This is a genomic window from Scytonema sp. PCC 10023 (genome assembly GCF_963920835.1).
In the GTDB taxonomy this organism is placed as follows: Bacteria; Cyanobacteriota; Cyanobacteriia; order Cyanobacteriales; family Nostocaceae; genus Kalymmatonema.
In genome coordinates, this window is record NZ_CAWUDP010000027.1 from 25,150 (window position 1) to 45,045 (window position 19,896).

Genomic DNA, 19,896 nt, shown 5'->3' on the forward strand with positions numbered 1-19,896 from the left:
TGTCTTAACTTTTTGCAGTTTTTTTTACCAAACTTGCAATCATAGTTGCCAATTTATCTGGCTCCACAGGTTTAGACAAGTGCATTTGAAACCCTTGGGAGAGCGATCGCATCCGGTCTTCTTCCCTAGCATAAGCTGTTAATGCTACTGCTGGAATATCTCCTCCTTGCTCTTTCGGCAGCTTCCGTACCTTGCGAATTAAGCTGTAGCCGTCTTCTTCTGGCATACCAACATCGCTGAGAAGGACATCGAATCTGTGTTGCGAGATGACTTCAATTGCCTCAATTGCCGATGAAACTGCAATAACTTCCGCCCCACACATCTCTACTGCGGCGACGAGAAATTCTCGTGTATCCGCTTCATCGTCAACCACTAGTATTTGCAAGCCATCAAGTATGGGCAGAGGTGTAGAACTACACAAAAGCACAGGAGGCATATTTTCTTTCCTGGCTTGCTGTTCCCTGGTTCTGCTTTCTTTCACAAGTGGCAACTTAACTTTAAAAGTTGCTCCTTTGCCCTCACCTTGACTTTCTGCATGAACTGTGCCTCCATGCAACTCTACCAGGTGACGGACGATCGCCAGCCCCAGTCCTAATCCACTGTACGTGCGAGTCGTGGAACTATCAGCCTGCCGAAATCGCTCGAACACATAAGGGACAAACTCACGGCTGATCCCTTTGCCTGTATCTGTAACCGTAATTTCAACATAAGAGTTAACACACTCCAGCAGGATCTGCACCAGTCCTCCTTTAGGAGTGAACTTAATTGCATTAGATAATAAATTCCAGACAACTTGTTGTAAACGGTCAGAGTCGCCCGCAACTGGACCTGCTGTTCGGTCAAGCGCTGATTGGAGTTGTATTTCTTTGGCATCAGCAGCCGGACGCACTGTTTCCAGCGCTGCTTCAATCACCGGCACCAATTCTATGGGACGAACATTCAACCGGAGCTTACCCTGAATAATACGCGAGACATCGAGTAAATCTTCAACCAGTTGCGCTTGTGACTTGGCGCTGCGCTCAATCGTTTCCATTGCGCGTGCAGTTGTGGCTTCGTCAAACTTGCGAGTATTGAGTAAGCGCGTCCACCCCAGCATCGCATTCAGGGGAGAGCGTAATTCGTGGGAAAGAGTCGCCAAGAATTCATCCTTCATGCGATTGGCTGCTTCTGCTGCACTTCGTGCTTGTTGCTCGCGCTCAAGGAGCTGGGCGCGTTCATCTTCGGCTCGCTTTCGCTCAGTGAGATCACGCATAATTTTACAGAAGCCTCGTAGCTGTCCAGCTTCATCTCGTAACGGTGTGACGAAGCCACTTCCCCAAAAACGGCTGCCGTCTTTCCGCACATGCCAGCGTTCATCCTCACCCCGCCCTTCTGTGACTGCCTGTTCCAGTTCTTTCTTGTCTTCCCCCTGCTGCAAGTCTTCTGGTATAAAGATAATGCCGCTAGGCTGTCCTAAAATCTCTGCCTCCTGATAGCCCAAAATATACTCGGCTCCCAAACTCCAACCGTTAATCCGCCCTTGTGGGTCTAAGAAGAAAATTGCGTAGTCCTTGACGTTCTCCAGCAGTAAGCGGAACCGTTCTTCGCTGGAACGCAATGCTATTTCTGCCTGCCTTTGAGCCGTGATATCAGCGAGGTTGTAAACAGCACCAGTAAACCCTCCAAACTCATCCAGCGCCGGATCGACTGTGACAGAAAACCACTGTCCCCGAGTGTGAATGACCAAGCTTTGACGATGTCGAGTTTCCTGAACACGAAGGAAGGGAGTGACATCGCAGCCGAGTGCCATTTGCATCAGATCCTGATGCCGCCTGCCGATGATTTCGCTAGACGGTTTGTTCAAAAGCTTTGTCATGGCTTTGTTACAACGCAGGAATTTACCTTCCTTGTCGAGTAAGCCAACTCCATCACTAATCGAGTCGAAAGTTGTTTGCCACTCCCGCGCCATAGCTGAAGCTAACTCCTCAGCCCGCCGCATCCTCAGTAACGCTTTCACCGTCGCAATTAATTCAATCGGCTCGACAGGTTGCGCCAGGTAAGCATCTGCACCGCTGTCTAACCCTTGAGCTTTGTCCCGACTTTCAGTAAAATGGGCAGACAGATGAAGCACGGGAAGATTGGCAGTCACTGGGTTGGATTTAATCTGACGACAAACTTCAAAGCCGTTAGTATCAGGAAGCTGGACATCCAAAATCACCAATCCCGGTCCAGCTTGAGCGATCGCCTGCAACCCCGCCTCCCCTGTACTCGCCTCCATCACCGCAAAGCCAGCATTTCGCAAGACGCGAGCGACAACATAACGGTTGGTTTCGTTGTCGTCAACATGCAAGATTGTGACTAACGGTTCTGACATAGTTTTTCTCTTAGGTATCTAAAAATAGCCCAGCTTTTCTCAGGGCTTCCCGTAATTGAGCAAGAGCAACTTCTTGAGAAAGACTTTCTTTAGAAAGAATTGCCACAGTGTGTTGGGCTAGAAACTTTTGCTCTTCGGGTTCTAGCTGTTTTGATGTGTTGACAATTACGGGAATCGTGCTAGTTGCGCTGTTGCTTTTCAGCTGGTTCAAAACTTCAATGCCACTCAATTCTGGCATATTAAAATCCAACACAATACAGTCAGGATTTTCGACTTGAGCTAAACGAATCCCCTCACGTCCATCTGCTGCTTCTAGAATATCTAGGGGAATATGGACTAGAAGTTGCTTTAACACGTACCGCCATGTCTTATCGTCATCAATCAGCAAAAGCTTTTGTTGCCTACCCTGCTTGACAAGCGTACTGAGTTTGTTTAACAGTGAAAATCTATCTACAGGCTTAATCAGGAACCCCTCGGCTCCTCTAGCCATCACTTGCTTCTCGTTATCTACGACGGAGATCACAAGAATCGGAATATTTCGGGTTGTTTCATTGCTGTTGGTTTCCAAGAGAAACGCCCAAGTGTTTTCCTTTTCAAGTAAAATATCTAACATAATGGCGATTGGCTGAAACGCGACAAGCGCCTGCTTTGCTGCGTTGAGCGTTCGTGCCGAAATCATCTGATAATTCGATTCTTGAAAATACTTCTCGTAAGCAAAAATAGTTTCAGGATTGTCTTCCACAACCAATATAGGAAGGCGATTGGGGTCAATTTGCCAAGTAACTTGTCCGATTGAGGAGACTTCGGCAGAACCAGGAAAGACCGATGGGATACAAGCAAAAAATGTTGATCCCTTGCCTAATTCACTATGAACCCAGACTCTTCCTCCCAACAATTCTGTCAACTTGCGCGACAGTGGCAGTCCCAAACCTGTTCCTTTGACTTTTTTTTGGAGTTTAGACTCTATCTGAACAAAATCCTCAAAAATCCGCTCTTGATCCTGCGGTGCAATTCCAATACCTGTATCGGCGACGGAGAAAGTGATGGTGTTGGCACTCATGAGTGCCGCCACCCGAATCTCTCCCTGCTCAGTATACTTTAGTGCATTAGAGATGAAGTTTCTCAGAATTTGGGCGACCTTACCTTCATCTGTATACAGAGGCGGAATGTCAACAGGTTCCTCAAAGACAAGAGCAACCGAAGAGTTATGATCAAGCAGGGGACGCAACATTCCTCTCAAAGCCCCAAATAGCTCGCTCACTTCAAACTGGCTGGGATGGACGACAATTTTTCCAGCTTCTACCTTTGCTAAGTCTAAGAGGTCGTTGACCAACTCCGACAGACCTTCTGCAGCTTTTTGAATGAAATTGACTTGCTTTTCCTGCTCTGTTGTTAATGGACCATCCATTCGGTCTATCAAAATCCGAGACAGAGACATAATTGAGTTCAGCGGTGTGCGAAACTCATGGCTCATATTCGAGAGGAATCGAGTTTTCAGTTCATTTGCCTTCTGTAGAGAATCTGCTTTTTCGTCTAATTCGGCATACAAAGCCACGACACCGCGATTGGTATCTTCTAGTTCGCGGTTGAGCTGAGTTAACTCTTCCTCGCGCTGGCGTAACTCCTGCATTGCACGTAGCAGTTCCTGATTCTGCCGTTGAATTTCCTCAAACGGATTTTGCGGTTCTCGATTATCCAACTGATCCCTAAGAAGGTGCAAGCGCTCTGTTGTCAGCTGAGGCGATCGCTTTGGCAGGGTTTTCCCCATCAATACTGTAGTTCCCTGGTTTGCAACCGACTCAATTTGAAACTGATCCATCAGCCGACGAGTGCCGATAATCCCCAACCCCATCCCAGTTGTGGAAGTGTATCGCCCATCCAAAATCGCCTGCAAGTTAGGAATACCCGGACCTTGATCGCGAATGCTAATCCAAAGGTTCTGCGGGGATTCGTCATCGACCGAAAATTCAACGGTTCCGCCCCTAGCATAGATAAAAGCATTCCGAGCGATTTCTGAGACAGCTGTGGCAAGGCGTGCTTGGTCTTGGGCATCAAATCCCAAAGCTTGGGCAATCTGGCGTGCCATTTGACGAGTCAGCACCACATCTTGCTCGTAGCGAATTTCTAAAGTGAGGATAGTTGTACTCATGGCGATACATTTTCACGGGCAACCAGCACAGTGACATCATCGCGGACTCGCTTAAAATCTCGATATAAAACGCCTGCAATCAAGCTGGGATGTTTGTACATGAGACCAGGATAGCGCTCTAATCGCCATTGAGTTCCCAAGCCATCGGAATGTAACAGCAAGATTGCCCCTGGATGCCATTGGTAAGTAAACTCTTGAATTTTGCGGACTTCATGCCCGACTGTTCCATTATAGGAAACCAGGTTTTGGTGTCCTGCATCTGAAATGATGGTACCAGCAATATTGCCGACCCCAGCGAAGCGAACAGATTGGTCTTCAAAGTTAATTTGGGCGATCGCCAGCGCTGCTCCCCGTGTACTCCGCAACGCTTGATGAATTAATGCCACAATTTCTTGAGGATTACGGTTGACATTTTCGTGAAAAACTCTCACAGCTTCTGTTGAGGCTTGAGCGGCTTGTGGTCCGTGACCTAATCCATCGGCAACTAACAGCAAACTGCGCTCTTGACTGATTTCGTATGCCCAGGAATCGCCGCAAACCTCCTCTCCCGTTTTTGGCAGACACACGACTCCCAACTCCAGATTGTCTGTGGGTTGACTTGCGCTTAAGGGGCTAGCCCAAAGCTGACTAAGGATGGCTGTCCCTGTATTCGGCATCGAATAAATATCCACAAAACCAGAAAGACGGCTAATAGCTCCTAAGCCATTTCCGGGACCTCCGGCTGTCGAAAACCCATCATGCATAGACTCGCTGATATTGCCTATGCCTGGTCCAGTGTCCAACGCCAGGATTTGTAGACCGTGAATGTTGTACTTTTCAATTGGCTGTAGCAGCAGTAGCCCATCCCTAGCGTGTCGCACCAGGTTATTTGCAATCTCAGTCACCACAATGGCGACCTTTCCCCGCTCAGTTTCGTTGAAACCGAGATGACTCGCTAGGGCGATGGCGCTGCGTCGTGCTTCACCTGCCTGACTTTGCTCTAAAATTGGTAGGGCGAGGGTTTCTCTCATAAATTCTCATAATTATTAATATACTTACTTCCACTTTGTAATTGTGACGCAGGTGCCCTCACCTACATGAGAAACGATATTAAATTCATTCACCAGTCGCTTTGCACCGCTTAGCCCCATGCCCAACCCACCACCTGTGGTGTAACCATCTTTGAGTGCCAAGTCAATATCTGGAATCCCTGGTCCGGAGTCTTCAAAAATGAGCCGCAGCCCCCGACGCATCCCTTCCTGGAGTGCTTGGAGTTTCACAGTACCACCACCTCCGTAGTCTAAAGTATTACGGGCGATCTCGCTGGCTGCTGTGACAATTTTGGTCTGCTCTACCAAACTAAACCCTAGTTTGACGGCAAACTGGCGCACCGCCTGCCGCACCAAAACCACGTCTTGTGAGGACTGGATACTCATGGTTTCATACCCGGGTGTATCCATCTGCATTTCCTCCAGCAGTCGCCTTCAGCGATGCTCGCAGAAGTGCCATGCCCTTCTCAACGTTTAACGCGGTGCGAATACCTGTTAAAGAAAGTCCTAGCTCTACTAAGGTGATCGCAACTGCTGGTTGCATTCCGACCACAACCGTTTGAGCATCAAGAATCTGTGACATCTTAGCAATGTTCCCCAGAATTCTGCCAATAAAGGAATCCACAATTTCTAAACACGAAATATCAATCAGTACCCCATGAGCTTGTGTCTCGGTGATGCGATTTGTCAAGTCATCTTGCAAAGCCATCGCCAGGCGATCGTGCATATCAACTTGAATGCTTACTATAAGGAATTCGCCCATCTGAAGTATGGGAATGCGTTCCATAAAAAACTCCTGACTCCTTACTTGGGTTGGGGACGGTTGATTGTCAGCCCAACGCGTTTTAGAGCCAGCAGAAAAGCATCGGCTATTGATGCCTTTGTGATTATGTCTGCCAGATCCACGCCTAGGTAAACAATTGTTTGAGCAATTTGGGGGCGAATTCCACTGATAATGCAATCTGCACCCATTAACCGAGCTGCGGTGACTGTCTTGAGTAAGTGCTGAGCTGTGAGTGTATCTACTGTTGGCACTCCGGTGATGTCGATGATGGCGACTTCTGAACCCGTCTCCACAATTTTTTGCAACAAAGACTCCATCATCACCTGGGTGCGGCTACTGTCTAAAGTGCCAATAATTGGCAGAGCTAAGATACCATCCCACAGCTTAACAACGGGTGTTGAAAGTTCCATCAACTCTTCTTGCTGGCGAATGATGACTTCTTCACGCGACTTTTGATAAGCTTCAATCGTCAACAGTCCCAGCTGGTCTATGAGAGTGGTCGCTAACCAGGTATCGTCCAGTAAGGCGTTTGCATCACCAGCGAGTTCCTCGCGCAACCGAGCAAATAGCGGTTGCTTAAACGATAAGATAAATGTGGCAGTTTCCGACGGTGTAAAGCCTTTTTGCGAACGAGTACGAGAAACACTGGTGAGCATTTCTCGCACAGAACGCCACTCGGAGGATTGCACGTTAGTTAAGTTGCCGTTATGGACAGATGTCCTCAGCAAACTTAGGAATTCCTGACACTCCTCCCGCAACTGTGTTTCTTTGATCAAACCTTTGCTGGCATTGTTAGCCACTAGCGCTTGAATCCACTCTGCCAACAGTTGTGCTTCATATTTTTCAAGAACCTCTGGAATTTTACTTCCATTGCTCAAGCCCATACAATGATTCCTTCTACCTGATAGGCATTTAGCCAGTGATTGATATGTATTATGTATTGTATTAAGTGTCAATCATTTAAGCTTCCAGGTAAACTAGCTCGCTGAAATTATGTGTGATTCCTTAAAGAGGTAGTTCCTAAAGGGGCTGTTTGCTCAGCTCAATTGCTTGGCAAATGCTTTGACGTGATACTCCTACACCTCTCTACTTTGTAGGTGTAGGCATAAAAGCAGATTTTATCTTTCCAGAACTATATTTCTTCAGTTTGCAAATATACGTTCCAAGAAAGCTTTTATTTCAGCCCAAGCAGAGGTCGTAGCAGCAGAATCGTAGCGATAACCATCGTCACGCATAAAAGTATGTTCTGCTTCATAAAAGAGAACTTTGTGAGGTATATTAGCATTCGAGAGAGCTGTAATTATGGTTTGCCGATCCGAGTCTGGGATGTGAGGGTCGAGTGTACCGAACACTATTAGCATCTCGCCTTTGATTTCACTCACCCGATGGATTGTATCAGCTACCCCCTGCCCCAACTTGCCACTGGGAATGCCAGTCGGGTAGCAGCACACGGAAGCCTTAATTTCGCTCATGAATGCTGCACGGAAAGCTAAGTGCCCACCAATACAAAAGCCTAGAGTGCCTATTTGACCTGGAGAAACCGAACTTTCTGCTTTGAGAAATTCAATCACAGCACGGCAATCGGCATCATAATCAGCGATCGCAGTTCGACGAGCATCGTCATTGCCCCGCATCCGACCTAGATCGTCTGGTTCAATAACTAAACCAATTGGCTCAATGCGATGAAAAATTTCTGGGGCTGCCACTACATAGCCATATCCTGCTAAGTAGTTAGCCAGACGAATCATGGGACCACCTAACTGATAAATATCACTATAGAACACAATACCTGGGTAAAGTCCTGCTGTTTTGGGAGCCGCTACATAGACACGCATCAAACTGTCATCTACTCTCAACTCGACATTGCGCTTAATGATTTGCACTTTTTTATCTCCGTGTCATGCCTGCTTTCAAAAGGACGCATCTTTTCATTATTTCTCATGCGATCGCTCCCTCGCAATTGAAACTGCGGTACCTACAATCATCCCATGCTGCAACTAGTAGTCTGTCAATTTTAGTTTAAGGGATTCATTTTTTCTATGTATTGCCTTTGCAAAAGGCTCAAAGAATCTAGCCATCCCTGTTGAACTTTTATGCGACAGTCTACTAGCCTCAAACTTTTTATAGTGTATAAGTTGTACTACCCTTCAACCACTCCCTATTCCGCAAAAATATCTGCCTAATATGATCCTTGTAAAACTACTTCAGAAAGTCAAAAGTCAAACAAAAGAAATATTTTGTAACTTTTTAATTTTGACTTTTAATTTGAATTGCTACTTACTACTGAAGTTCACGAAATTTAGTGAAGATATGTAAAGAGAACTAAGAATAATCTTGAACTCAAATTGGACACAAAGCTGATAAGTCACCCACTGCGGTAGTCTAGATAAAGTGAATTTATCTCTTGGCTTGACATATTTCTTTATGACATCAGTTATTTCCAGTCCTGCTCGCACAATTCGCATAGGTTCTCGCAAAAGTCAACTGGCTCTCGTTCAAACTTACTGGGTACAAGAACAACTCCAGAAAAGCTTTCCAGAGATGTCTTTTGAAGTCCACACCATGTCCACCCAGGGCGACAAAATCCTCGATGTTGCCTTAGCCAAGATTGGCGATAAGGGATTATTCACTAAAGAACTCGAAGTGGGGATGCTGAATCAGGAGATTGATTTTGCCGTTCACTCCCTCAAGGATTTGCCGACTCGCTTACCAGAAGGGTTAGTCCTCGCAGCAATTACAGAACGGGAAAACCCAGCTGATGCTTTAGTGTTGCATGAAAAACACAAAGGGAAACAAATTGATACACTTTCAGAAGGCGCTGTCATCGGTACGTCTTCCCTACGACGCTTAGCACAGTTGCGGCATCATTTCCCACACCTACAATTTAAAGATGTGCGGGGAAATTTAAACACCCGTATGTCAAAGCTGGATGCAGGTGAGTACGATGCGCTGATTTTGGCTGTTGCTGGTTTGGAGCGATTGGGAATGGGCGATCGCGTCCACCAAATCTTACCAAAAGAAATTTCCCTCCATGCTGTTGGGCAAGGAGCTTTAGGGATTGAATGCCGTGCTGATGATGCCGAACTGCTATCACTCCTCAAAGCGATTGAACATCCCGAAACACGCGATCGCTGTCTTGCTGAGCGCTCCTTTTTACGTGAGCTAGAGGGAGGTTGTCAAGTTCCCATAGGTGTAAATACTGAAATGAAAGGTGATAATTTAACTTTAACGGGCATAGTTGCAAGCGTGGATGGTCAAAAGCTTGCCAAAGACACAGTCACTGGTGCGGCTCAAGATGCTGAACAGCTAGGCAAAGAACTAGCACAAATCTTGCGGAAACAAGGAGCGCAGGAAATTTTGGATGAAATCTTCACCCAGATTCAACGGGGTTCCTGAGCTGTTCTGCAAACAGATGTGATTAGATAAGAATGAGATCTCTTGCAATCATTCGGTTTCTTTTAAATGAAACCACAGATAAACACAGATAAACACAGATGCTTTATCTGTGTTGTTCTGTGGTTTTAAATGTTACAAAGACTTGGATTATTGCAAGCCGTCTACTGATTTCTGTGGCACAGAATGTGAAAAGATGCAATTCGCGTCTTTTCTGTTAGTAGACTTCTAACCTAGGCAGAATCGAGGGACACACAGACTATCATGCGGATTTTATTTGTTGCAGCAGAAGCAGCTCCCGTTGCGAAAGTTGGTGGAATGGGTGATGTTGTCGGAGCACTACCCAAAATCTTGAGAAACATGGGGCATGATGTGCGGATATTCTTGCCTTACTACGGCTTCCTACCAGACAAAATGGAAATTCCCAAAGAACCAGTATGGAGGGGATATGCCATGTTCCAAGACTTTGCAGTTTACGAAAGCGTTCTGCCTGGTACTGATGTTCCCTTGTACTTATTTGGACATCCGGCTTTTTCGCCTCGTCGAATTTACTCAGGAGAAGATGAAGAGTGGCGGTTTACATTATTCGCCAACGGAGCAGCTGAGTTTTGCTGGAATTATTGGAAGCCGGAAATTGTCCACTGTCACGATTGGCACACAGGAATGATTCCTGTATGGATGCATCAATCTCCTGATATCACCAGTGTTTTTACGATACACAACTTGGCATATCAAGGTCCGTGGCGCTGGTACTTAGAGAAAATTACTTGGTGTCCTTGGTATATGCAAGGACACAACACGATGGCAGCTGCGGTGCAGTTTGCCAACAAGGTGAATACAGTTTCCCCAACTTATGCCGAGCAAATCAAGACAGCTGCTTATGGTGAAACTTTAGAAGGTTTATTGTCTTTCATCAGCGGCAAGTTGTCGGGTATTATCAATGGCATCGATACAGAAGTTTACGACCCAACCACCGACAAATACATTGCCCAAACCTTCACGGCTGATAGTTTGGACAAACGCAAAGCTAACAAAATTGCTTTGCAAGAAGAAGTCGGGTTAGAAGTGAACTCCAATGCCTTTTTTATTGGTATGGTGACGCGGTTGGTGGAACAAAAAGGCATTGATTTGGTGTTGAATATTCTGGATCGCTTTATGGCGTATACAGATGCACAGTTTGTGCTGTTGGGGACAGGCGATCGCTACTACGAAAGCCAAATGTGGCAATTGGCATCGCGCTATCCTGGACGCATGGCAACTTACCTACTATATAACGATGCTCTAGCTCGCCGCATCTACGCAGGTACCGATGCGTTCCTTATGCCTAGCCGTTTTGAACCTTGCGGTATCAGCCAAATGATGGCTTTGCGCTACGGTTCCGTGCCAATTGTCCGCCGCACTGGGGGATTAGTTGACACCGTATCCCACCATGATCCAACAAACCATGCAGGCACTGGTTATTGCTTTGACCGTTATGAACCACTGGATCTGTTTACCTGTATGATCCGGGCTTGGGAAGGTTTCCGTTACAAAGATTACTGGCAGGCAGTACAGCAACGTGGTATGAGTCAAGACTTCAGTTGGTATCAATCTGCCAAGCAGTACGTGAAGCTGTATCGGTCAATTTATGGCTTGCCTGAGGAAGAAGAGCAACCGCCACAGCAGGAAACGCAAGTAAGTGAGTCAGTAGCAACTCACACTGCTGACGAGATTGAACAATTACCAGCCTAAATAAATTTGGCGTTGCTGAATCCAGGGATGATTCTTGTGGGGTAGGCATCCTGCCATTGGTGTCAACTTAAGCTAAAACCCTTCTAAAATCTCGTTTCCAGGTTCCACCTGGAAATGCCCTTGAAGCGGCTTTGCCGCTCTTAAGCAAGGCAGAGCCTCCCAATAGGCATCCCCAGCCAGAGGCTGGGAACGAGGCAATCTCTAAAAGCTTGTTCTATACTGCTTTTCACCTTAAGTTGACACGTATGGCATCCTGAGCGCCCAAAAAATTCAAGGCATGATTCTTGTGAGGTTTTAAATAACGTTGTGCGATCAGCGAAGCTGCGCCCTTTCCCCCTCACTGTTGCAAACAACTAGCAGGAGTAGAACCCAAATTATTGCCATTGGAAGTATGGGAAATGAGGGTAACTTGCCCCTTGCCGTCGAACACCCATCCCGTAGCAGGCACAATCTTCATAGCATCAGCTTTAGACGGTGGTTTTGCAGCAGGTTTCTCAGAAGCTTGCTGTTGTGTAGTGATAGTTGGTATGCGATTATCTGTCCAAATCACATCACTGCTAAGAAAGTCGTAAGGGTTGGGAGGTAAACCGCCGCGTCCGGTGATAGTAAATTTGCTTTTTTCTGTGTCAGCATCTGTGCTAGCAATGCCAGCACAGCTAGTCTCTCCTATTAGCTCTGATGTATCTGCTAACACTATGGGCAGTTCCACCAATCCCAAACTCTGGTCTACATCTGGTCTATTAATTGTTATCTCGCCACTGATTCCACTTTGAGAAAAAGCAGTGATGTCATTGTTTGGCGTGAACTTAAAGCTAGGCTCGATTCCAAACAGACCAGATGTGTTAATCTCGATTTGACCACCTCCGCCACTGAATGCATTCGCGGTGATGTCACTGTTTTCATTAGGAACGGCAACAATGAATCCATTGGGAGCATTAATCGTAATGTTGCCGCCATTGCCTGCACCTTGAGCAAGACCCGGACTGGCAGAGATTGAACTATTGCGACGCAGCAGGAGTAGATCCGAGTTGAGGGTAATGTTGCCGCCATCGACTGCGTTGGACTGAGCATTAATCGTGCCTTGGTTGTCGAGCGTCAGGCGAGGCGTATTCAGGATGATATTACCAGCCGGACCCGTTGCGCTAGAGCGAACCGAGAGACTGCTATTCGGTGAAATTTGAACAATGCGGTTAGGAAACTGGCTTAGGCGACTGGAGTAAGTAACATCATTGCCCGCGATTGTAACTCCTTGATTGGCGTTGATGGTGACCGTACCAGCAGACCCACTGCTTTCGCTGGTTGTGAAGATTTGTCCACCATTAAGCAGTTGTAATGTGCCGAGGGTGAGGTTGATGTCGCCGCCACGCTGATCATTAAAGGTTCGAGCATCAATCACAGCACCCTCACTGACCTTCAATGCTGGCGCAGTAATCGTGATATTACCGCCTTTGCCAGTGCCAACAATCGTGCGTCCAGTTCCAGGAATAGTGGGGTTGTCACCTGTGGTGGAGAAAATAGCGCTGGAGCGTGCATTGTCCCCTGTGCCTGCAACGATGATAGGCTGCGTCGCAACAATTACCACATTACCTGCATCTCCCTTGCCTAAGGTGCTGACTTCTAATTGAGCGCCATTTGTCAGAGAGAGTTCAGCAGTGGTAATACGGATTTCACCGCCTTTTCCTATACCCGTTTCTGTCACATTGCTGAAGATGGCAGTATTATCTCCATCTAAGGAGAGGCGCGAGCGGGCATCGATAATCAACTTGCCTGCATCTCCTCGTCCAAAAGTACTGGCGTCTAGTTGAGCGCCATTTGTCAGAGAGAGTTCAGCAGTGGTAATACGGATTTCTCCGGCTTTTCCTACACTTGTTGGTGCCACAACGTTCAAAGCACCACTGGTGCCTACAACTTTTATTTCCCCTGTGGCATTGAGCGTAATATCTCCCGCAACAGCGCCAACTGACCCACCTGTTACGCGACTAATGATGTTTTGAATGTCAACCGTATTGTTAAAGAAAGCTGTGTTACCAGTGGAAACAGAGAACTGCTGGAAACTGTGGAACAGATTACCGCCTGCTTGAGTTCCGCCTGTGATGTTGAAGGTGTTCCCATTTATATTGACGATGGAATTATTTGGAAGAGTGCTATCTGGGGCGATTTGAGCCAGGGCACAATTTGCACTCCAAATATACGCGCCACCCATCGTGATACCTAAGATCCAGCCCCAACGAGTACTCATGGCAAACATTGCATTCCTCCCTAGAAGCAGTAGTTACCCCAGCCGTCTGTTATCTGTGTATTTTTTCTTACGCAAGTTTTATATAATTTTTATACGTGCAATGTCAATGTATTGCTGCGTTAAAGATGCGATCGCACTCCCTGCCCGCGCCCGGCGCGATTCGCTATCACAAAAAATCCTTACAGCGCTTATTCTTATAATTAGACCACAAATCTTCGGGTGGGCATTGCCGATAAAAGCCCATGTGGTGCACATTTGAGATATTGCTGAGCAATGCCCACTTTAGCTGAAAACCGCTATAACTGAACGCTATTGAGTTAAAACGGTCGCTGCAAATAGATATTCCAGTTACGACTTTGCTATCACGCACCAACTGATTTGTATCATTTGTATCAGCGGTGCGTTGTTTGACTCAGTTAGTGACTAGCTAACTTGTCCAAAGCTTCTGATTTGTTGTGAACCCCCAGTTTATTTAGCAAAGTGGCACTAGCTTCATTGAGTCCCACCAGGTTTACCTCTGCACCGTGGCGGCGAAACTTAATCACGACTTTATCGATCGCTGCAACTGCTGCTTGATCCCAAATGTGGGCATGGGTTAAATCAATCTTGACCCGTTCCAAGTCTTCCTGAAAATCAAACGCCGCCAGAAAGTCGTCTATTGATAAAAAGAACAATTGCCCGGCAATGCTATAGATGCGGTAAGTCCTATCGGCACTAAGAACTGAGTCAATAAAGACAACTTTCGCAATTTTGCGTGAAAAGAAGACTGTGCTGAGAACTATACCAACCACAACTCCCAGTGCTAAGTTGTGACTAAATACAGTGACGAAAACCGTTGTCACCATCACAGCAGTTTCACTTCTCGGCACTAAGTGTAAAGACTTCAGTGAAGCCCAACTAAAAGTGCCGATGGAAACCATAATCATCACCGCCACCAGGGATGCCATTGGGATTTGCTTCACCCAGTTGCCCAATGCTAGGATAAAAAACAGTAAAAGAACTCCCGCGCACAAGGTTGAAAGACGGGTGCGTCCACCAGAGTTAACATTAATCACCGACTGACCAATCATGGCACAACCCGCCATTCCGCCAAAGAATCCCGTGACGATATTGGCAATTCCCTGACCTCGAGCTTCTCTATTCTTATCACTAGGAGTATCCGTGAGTTCGTCAACGAGTGATGCTGTCAGCAATGATTCCAGCAAACCTACAATAGACAAAGTGATTGCGTAGGGAAAGATAATCTGGAGTGTCTCTAAGTTCAGGGGGACTTGCGGAATTCTGAAAAAGGGCGGGGTTGTAGGCAACTCACCCATGTCACCTACAGTCGGAACATCGATACCACCGATGATGGAAATAGCTGTCAGTACAACAATGGCAACCAATGGCGATGGTACGGCTTTGGTAAAGCGAGGCAATATATAAATGATGGCAAGAGCTGCCGCAAGCATTGGATACACTTGCCAGGGAACGTTTACAAGCTGAGGTAACTGCGCCATGAAGATGAGAATTGCCAGGGCGTTGACAAAGCCAATCATCACGGCGCGCGGGACATACTTCATCTTTTGATCAAACTTGAGCCAGCCAAAGATAACTTGGAAGATACCAGTTAAAACCGTCGCTGCAAATAGATATTCCAGTCCGTGTTGTTTAACTAATGTGATCATCAACAGCGCCATTGCACCCGTAGCAGCTGAGATTAAAGCCGGTCGTCCACCTACAAAGGCTGTGATCACAGCGATAGAGAAAGAAGCGTACAGCCCAACTTTCGGATCAACACCTGCAATGATAGAAAAGGCGATCGCTTCCGGAATGAGTGCTAACGCGACTAACGTACCTGACAATATGTCTGCTTTGATATTGGAAAACCACTCTCGCTGCAAAACTTTTGTATTCAAATCATCCTCCGCTTCAGTTCAATTCAGAACACACGAAACCACACGACAGAAAATCTATTTACGCGACCTTTTTAAATCAGTGAACAGTGAACAGTACCAGCCGCAGTGCGTATGGTGTGGTGTTACAGCGCACCAACGCTTTCGGTGCTCTTGGTGTGGTGTTTCCCCCAACGATAAAACTGATAACTGGTAACTGGTAACTGATAACTGGTAACTGTTAAAGCTTGGCTGTAGTTAGTGAAGTGACTTTCATAAATTTTCTCCAAAGCCGTCTCCAGTAAGTATCCCGCCATCCTGACCAAGCTGTGATGTCAAGATATTGAAAGAACAAATGTTTTTTAGGGTGTTTACATTCCTCTTTCAATCCTGCATACCAGGGTTTAGGAGAATTCGTATAGTGAATAACGCAAGGATTCTGAAGCAGTTCATTATAGACTTCTGGTGCTAAGGGACTATCTTGCCATGATTTATACTCATAGATTTTTGGCATTATATTCCATTTCGGGTGAAGCTCTCCCCATTTCCCTGCAAGCACTGCGTTGAGACCATCCTGATCGTTACGCACATATTCTCTATTTTGTTTTACATATTCGATGACTTTTTGACCTATATTCTCATCTCGCCATTTTTTCATATTAATGACTAAAAGCCCGGAATTAAAGTATTTCTCATCTGGAGAAATACCTAGCTCTTTATAGTTTCTTAAACCCTCGGACATCCCTATATTTAACTCTACGTCATCCTGAACTGCTAATACATAATTATCTTCAATGTCAATGTCCCATAACTCTGCTAAATCTCCTGTCACTACCATATCGGTATCTAGATAAATTGCCTTATCAAATTCTTTCGGTACAAATTCAGTAATGAGAAGTCGATAATAGCAAGTAACTGTTAGATGTCTAGTTAATACAAGATTGTCAAAGAGTGCGTTATCTGGTTTGACCCAGGAAACACTAATTTGTTCTGGGTTAAGCGATTTTGTAATCTTACCTTTATTAAACTCGCTAATTCCCCCATCTAGAACGAATAAGGCTATTTTGCGATTTTTGCTCAGGTTTGCAACTGCTGAAGAAACTGTAACAGCAAGTGGCATTGCATAGTTATTATCTGCAGCACAGACAAGAACAATTGGTTGAATATCAGACTGAACAGACATAAGCTCCATCCTATTCATTCGTAAATCATCGGACTTTAAAGCTTTATTCATAACACATTATTTGTTTTTCGGAAAAAATAAATTTTACTCTGGTGATGTCTGCCAAGTAAAACGGAAGGATTAGTTTATAAAATGACTTCAACTATCCTTGAACCACGTAAGTACGTAAAAGACATTAGCTAAAAAAAACACCTATTTAATACCTTAACGACATCAATTTGCTAGCAAGAGAAATAATTTGTTATCAAACACATCACCTCAAAACTTTTGCAAAAGTTTGTTGAATCATCAAATCTGAAAATTGAGAGCGATCAAACCGTTGTAGTATTCTGGAAGTTATCCAGGTTCCGACTATGATGGCTCCGAAAAGAGAAACCCGCAAAACTTTAATCCCAATCGGTGAATTGTTGAACAAAGGTGTCAAGATGTCATCCATCTTTTGGGTGATAAAAACTAAGAGATAGTGAGTCAAAAAAATGTAATAAGACCAGACACCTAACTGACTCATTTTGGAAAAAAAGGCAGGCAACTTTTTCTGGAGAAGTGAACCAAGGTTGACAAACCACATAATAATACCCACGGCAATTACAAAATCAGCAAAAACCCACCCCCAAAAGCCTTGATATATCAAGGCATTACCAGCTAGCCAGATGAGGAATCCCACAACACCCATCCAAGGATTTAAGAGTACTTTATGAAAGATGGAAGAGTTTCGCACCAGAGCAACAGCTGCTACCATACCAATCGCAAACTCACCGAGTCTTGATGGAAAAAAGTTAAAGGCATATTCGTGCTGGAATCGAAACTCGGTTGGAAGTTTATCGAGTGGTACACCTAGCACTGGAAACAGTTTGGAATAATGTGCGTATCCGATAGGACGACCATCTAACCAGTAAAGTGCAATACCTCTATAGACAAACTCAACTATGATTGCCACCAAAAGGGCAAACAGCACAACTCTCACGGTTTTGTGTTTAGCGATCAGCTGATACAACCAGGGAAAGGCTAGGTAAAAACTAACAATGAAAGGAATAAACCACAATGACCCATTAGGCTCAACTTCGACAGTGGGGTTCAACAAAGTCAAGTCAAGGAGTAGGGCATTCTTGAGTAAGACATCCAAGGGTAATGAAAGTGCCTGAAGCAGATTGCGACCTTCAAACAGGTAAACACAAGCCAGGATCAGGTATCCCCAAAGGCAAACCATCCAATATGGGGGTAGAACTTTTCTGAACCGCTTCACATACCATTTCTTCCACGAGATGTCTGAATCTCTTTTGAGAGAGGAATAGGTGAGTCCAAATCCACTTAACACAATAAAGACATGAACCCCTTGCCAACCAAACCATTCTGGTCTCCAATGAATCAGAACTATCCAAACAATTGCCAAACCTTTACAAAAATCTAGCAAGCCGAGGACAGGCAATCGCGCTTCGGAAGTATTTTTCTGCACCTCGGAATTGACCACAATACAACCTCCTAATGGTAGATACCTGTTCACGAGTTTCCCTTTTCCTTTGTTCACCTAAGGAATAGGGGTTATGGGATGAAGATGAAGGTGAATAGTCTGACAACAAAATACCAGATCAACCGTGCAGCAAATAAACTCTAAGTATTAAAATTTGTCATAAAAAGTTAGGTTATACCTTGTTTTCTGTTACATTACAGGGTCTTTGACTTTGCGCGCTTTTAAGAAACCCGACATGAATGGTCGCTCAAAAACTAAGTAAAACAGATAGGCAACTAGTACAGAAATTGTCACACCCGCCACGTAAGACATCACCGCAAACATCGCTGGAGACAATCGCAGGCTAAAAAGGAAGTAACGCACGAGGACTAACACTGGTCCGTGAATCAGATACAGACTGTAAGAAAATGTTCCAAGTGCGATCGCCCAAGGATGCTCAAATAGGCGCACAATAAATCGTGGCTTTTTACCATTAATTACAGACTCAGTGCTGTCAATAAATAGACAAGCAGCTGCAAGACCAAAAAAACTTTCATTAATCCATATATCTAATCCCAGTTTTCGCCATTCTGTTAAAAAACCAACACAAGTAAATGCAATGGCAAGCGCACGCCACGGTAACGATTTCCTCATTGCGATAAGATTGCGTTTTTCAGAGAATCCAATATCTGCTGCTGCCATCCCTAAGGCAAATAAGCCGAGAAACCAAGGACTAGCTGTTTCAAACAATCCATTCAGGAGATACAAGGGTGCTATTCCAATTAAAAATGCAGCGATGACAACTGAAGCCAGTCCGAAACGCCGCCAAATAGGTAGCAATAACAATGGAAGAAAAAAGTATAACTGCCACTCCGTTGCAACAGTCCACATTGGTGGATTAATAGACATATATGTCTGAGGGCTGAGATTGTGAATGAGTAGCAGGTGACACAAGACATCAATCAAGGAAAATTTTGGAGAAAATGGACCTGCGCCTGCAACTTTATCCCACTGGAAACTGGTAAATTGCTCTAGTGCAAATATTATTGCCGCTAGAAACAGGCAGAAAAAAAGAGCAGCATAAAAAGGGGGCAAAATTCGTCGCGATCGCCGCTTAATGTAACCAAGTAAACCTCCTGAAACATAACCGCTACGGACTACCGGCAACATCAAAACATAGCCAGAAAGTACAATGAAAATGACAACACTAATGCGACCATATTTCAGTGTTTTCGTAAATAATTCCAACAATGCAGGTACTTGCTCTCCTATCGATGGTTCAATGTGAACAAGTACCACATATAGAGCTGCAATTCCACGTAACCCATCTAAGTAGCGAAGATGGGGTTTCTTATCATAAGCTTTTGTTATTTCTTTAGTCATTAGGTTCTTTCCTACTGTTTTTACTTAAGATATTTTGTGCTTTTTTTAGCAGTAGTATTGAAGTTTAAGTAATAATTAACCATCCTCATTTATAATAATTTCTTAACATTTTCTACACCATTCTAGTAAATAGATTCCATATGGCTTTATGGAATTCAGTCATAAGATTATGTAGACCTCACAAGTTCCTTTATGTTCCGGTTTATGATGACTCATGTAAAAACAGCCACAGCAACATAGCTCTTAAGAAATTAGTCCATAAAAATTCAGAAATTCCCTTTATTTCGGAAACAAAAGTTGGTTATTCATAGCTATATAGAGCAATACTTGTC

General features: G+C 45.0%; 14 protein-coding genes. 2 read left to right on the forward strand and 12 right to left on the reverse strand.

What is annotated here, in order from left to right; translation table 11 throughout:
- Positions 1-4: 4 nt before the first annotated feature.
- The 7 genes from ACM0OZ_RS17750 to ACM0OZ_RS17780 all read right to left on the reverse strand — a co-directional run bounded on the left by ACM0OZ_RS17750 (position 5) and on the right by ACM0OZ_RS17780 (position 8,197).
- Positions 5-2,353 (reverse strand): response regulator, encoded by a 2,349-nt coding sequence (locus ACM0OZ_RS17750; RefSeq protein WP_414584145.1) that lies wholly within the window; start codon positions 2,351-2,353, stop codon positions 5-7.
- A gap of 10 nt (positions 2,354-2,363) precedes the next feature.
- The gene (locus ACM0OZ_RS17755) at positions 2,364-4,502 is read right to left on the reverse strand and encodes an ATP-binding protein (protein ID WP_414584146.1); all 2,139 of its coding nucleotides are present in this window, start codon (positions 4,500-4,502) and stop codon (positions 2,364-2,366) included.
- Positions 4,499-5,512, reverse strand: coding sequence for a SpoIIE family protein phosphatase (locus ACM0OZ_RS17760; RefSeq protein WP_414584148.1), 1,014 nt, complete (start codon positions 5,510-5,512; stop codon positions 4,499-4,501). The genes ACM0OZ_RS17755 and ACM0OZ_RS17760 overlap by 4 nt, the downstream gene beginning before the upstream one ends.
- A gap of 24 nt (positions 5,513-5,536) precedes the next feature.
- The gene (locus ACM0OZ_RS17765; RefSeq protein WP_414584149.1) at positions 5,537-5,941 is read right to left on the reverse strand and encodes an anti-sigma regulatory factor; all 405 of its coding nucleotides are present in this window, start codon (positions 5,939-5,941) and stop codon (positions 5,537-5,539) included.
- Positions 5,922-6,317 carry an STAS domain-containing protein gene (locus ACM0OZ_RS17770; protein ID WP_414584150.1) on the reverse strand — a complete coding sequence of 132 codons (396 nt, stop codon included), beginning with the start codon at positions 6,315-6,317 and terminating at the stop codon, positions 5,922-5,924. The genes ACM0OZ_RS17765 and ACM0OZ_RS17770 overlap by 20 nt, the downstream gene beginning before the upstream one ends.
- 17 nt (positions 6,318-6,334) lie before the next feature.
- A complete protein-coding gene (locus tag ACM0OZ_RS17775) occupies positions 6,335-7,198 on the reverse strand; it encodes an STAS domain-containing protein (RefSeq protein ID WP_414584151.1) in 864 nt (287 codons plus the stop codon).
- A gap of 258 nt (positions 7,199-7,456) precedes the next feature.
- On the reverse strand, positions 7,457-8,197 hold the full coding sequence (locus ACM0OZ_RS17780) for a dienelactone hydrolase family protein (protein ID WP_414584152.1): 741 nt from the start codon (positions 8,195-8,197) through the stop codon (positions 7,457-7,459).
- Between the two features lie 541 nt (positions 8,198-8,738).
- Between ACM0OZ_RS17780 and hemC the strand changes: the two genes are divergently transcribed.
- Together hemC and glgA are read left to right on the forward strand one after the other, a co-directional pair.
- Positions 8,739-9,710: a hydroxymethylbilane synthase gene (gene hemC / locus ACM0OZ_RS17785; protein WP_414584153.1), complete on the forward strand. Its 972-nt coding sequence runs from the start codon at positions 8,739-8,741 to the stop codon at positions 9,708-9,710.
- Between the two features lie 261 nt (positions 9,711-9,971).
- Complete coding sequence (gene glgA / locus ACM0OZ_RS17790; protein WP_414584154.1) at positions 9,972-11,438, forward strand: glycogen synthase GlgA; 1,467 nt, start codon at positions 9,972-9,974, stop codon at positions 11,436-11,438.
- A 337-nt stretch (positions 11,439-11,775) separates the two neighbouring features.
- On the opposite strand, the gene ACM0OZ_RS17795 is transcribed toward glgA, so the two are convergent.
- The 5 genes from ACM0OZ_RS17795 to ACM0OZ_RS17815 form a co-directional block, all read right to left on the reverse strand.
- Entirely contained in the window at positions 11,776-13,677 is a 1,902-nt protein-coding gene (locus tag ACM0OZ_RS17795; protein ID WP_414584155.1) for a filamentous hemagglutinin N-terminal domain-containing protein, read from the reverse strand.
- Between the two features lie 416 nt (positions 13,678-14,093).
- Complete coding sequence (locus ACM0OZ_RS17800) at positions 14,094-15,575, reverse strand: SulP family inorganic anion transporter (RefSeq protein WP_414584156.1); 1,482 nt, start codon at positions 15,573-15,575, stop codon at positions 14,094-14,096.
- Positions 15,576-15,792: 217 nt separating this feature from the next.
- A complete protein-coding gene (locus ACM0OZ_RS17805) occupies positions 15,793-16,785 on the reverse strand; it encodes a glycosyltransferase family 8 protein (RefSeq protein ID WP_414584157.1) in 993 nt (330 codons plus the stop codon).
- 202 nt (positions 16,786-16,987) lie between these two features.
- A complete protein-coding gene (locus tag ACM0OZ_RS17810; RefSeq protein ID WP_414584158.1) occupies positions 16,988-18,235 on the reverse strand; it encodes an acyltransferase family protein in 1,248 nt (415 codons plus the stop codon).
- 156 nt (positions 18,236-18,391) lie between these two features.
- On the reverse strand, positions 18,392-19,564 hold the full coding sequence (locus tag ACM0OZ_RS17815; RefSeq protein ID WP_414584159.1) for an acyltransferase family protein: 1,173 nt from the start codon (positions 19,562-19,564) through the stop codon (positions 18,392-18,394).
- Between the last annotated feature and the right edge of the window lie 332 nt (positions 19,565-19,896).

What these genes read in the sequence shown, in the direction of transcription:
- ACM0OZ_RS17750 (WP_414584145.1), bottom strand. Translation starts at nt 2,353, where the DNA reads ATGTCAGAACCGTTAGTCACAATCTTGCATGTTGACGACAACGAAACC.
- ACM0OZ_RS17755 (WP_414584146.1), bottom strand. Translation starts at nt 4,502, where the DNA reads ATGAGTACAACTATCCTCACTTTAGAAATTCGCTACGAGCAAGATGTG.
- ACM0OZ_RS17760 (WP_414584148.1), bottom strand. Translation starts at nt 5,512, where the DNA reads ATGAGAGAAACCCTCGCCCTACCAATTTTAGAGCAAAGTCAGGCAGGT.
- ACM0OZ_RS17765 (WP_414584149.1), bottom strand. Translation starts at nt 5,941, where the DNA reads ATGGATACACCCGGGTATGAAACCATGAGTATCCAGTCCTCACAAGAC.
- ACM0OZ_RS17770 (WP_414584150.1), bottom strand. Translation starts at nt 6,317, where the DNA reads ATGGAACGCATTCCCATACTTCAGATGGGCGAATTCCTTATAGTAAGC.
- ACM0OZ_RS17775 (WP_414584151.1), bottom strand. Translation starts at nt 7,198, where the DNA reads ATGGGCTTGAGCAATGGAAGTAAAATTCCAGAGGTTCTTGAAAAATAT.
- hemC (WP_414584153.1), top strand. Translation starts at nt 8,739, where the DNA reads ATGACATCAGTTATTTCCAGTCCTGCTCGCACAATTCGCATAGGTTCT.
- glgA (WP_414584154.1), top strand. Translation starts at nt 9,972, where the DNA reads ATGCGGATTTTATTTGTTGCAGCAGAAGCAGCTCCCGTTGCGAAAGTT.
- ACM0OZ_RS17795 (WP_414584155.1), bottom strand. Translation starts at nt 13,677, where the DNA reads ATGAGTACTCGTTGGGGCTGGATCTTAGGTATCACGATGGGTGGCGCG.
- ACM0OZ_RS17805 (WP_414584157.1), bottom strand. Translation starts at nt 16,785, where the DNA reads ATGAATAAAGCTTTAAAGTCCGATGATTTACGAATGAATAGGATGGAG.
- ACM0OZ_RS17815 (WP_414584159.1), bottom strand. Translation starts at nt 19,564, where the DNA reads ATGACTAAAGAAATAACAAAAGCTTATGATAAGAAACCCCATCTTCGC.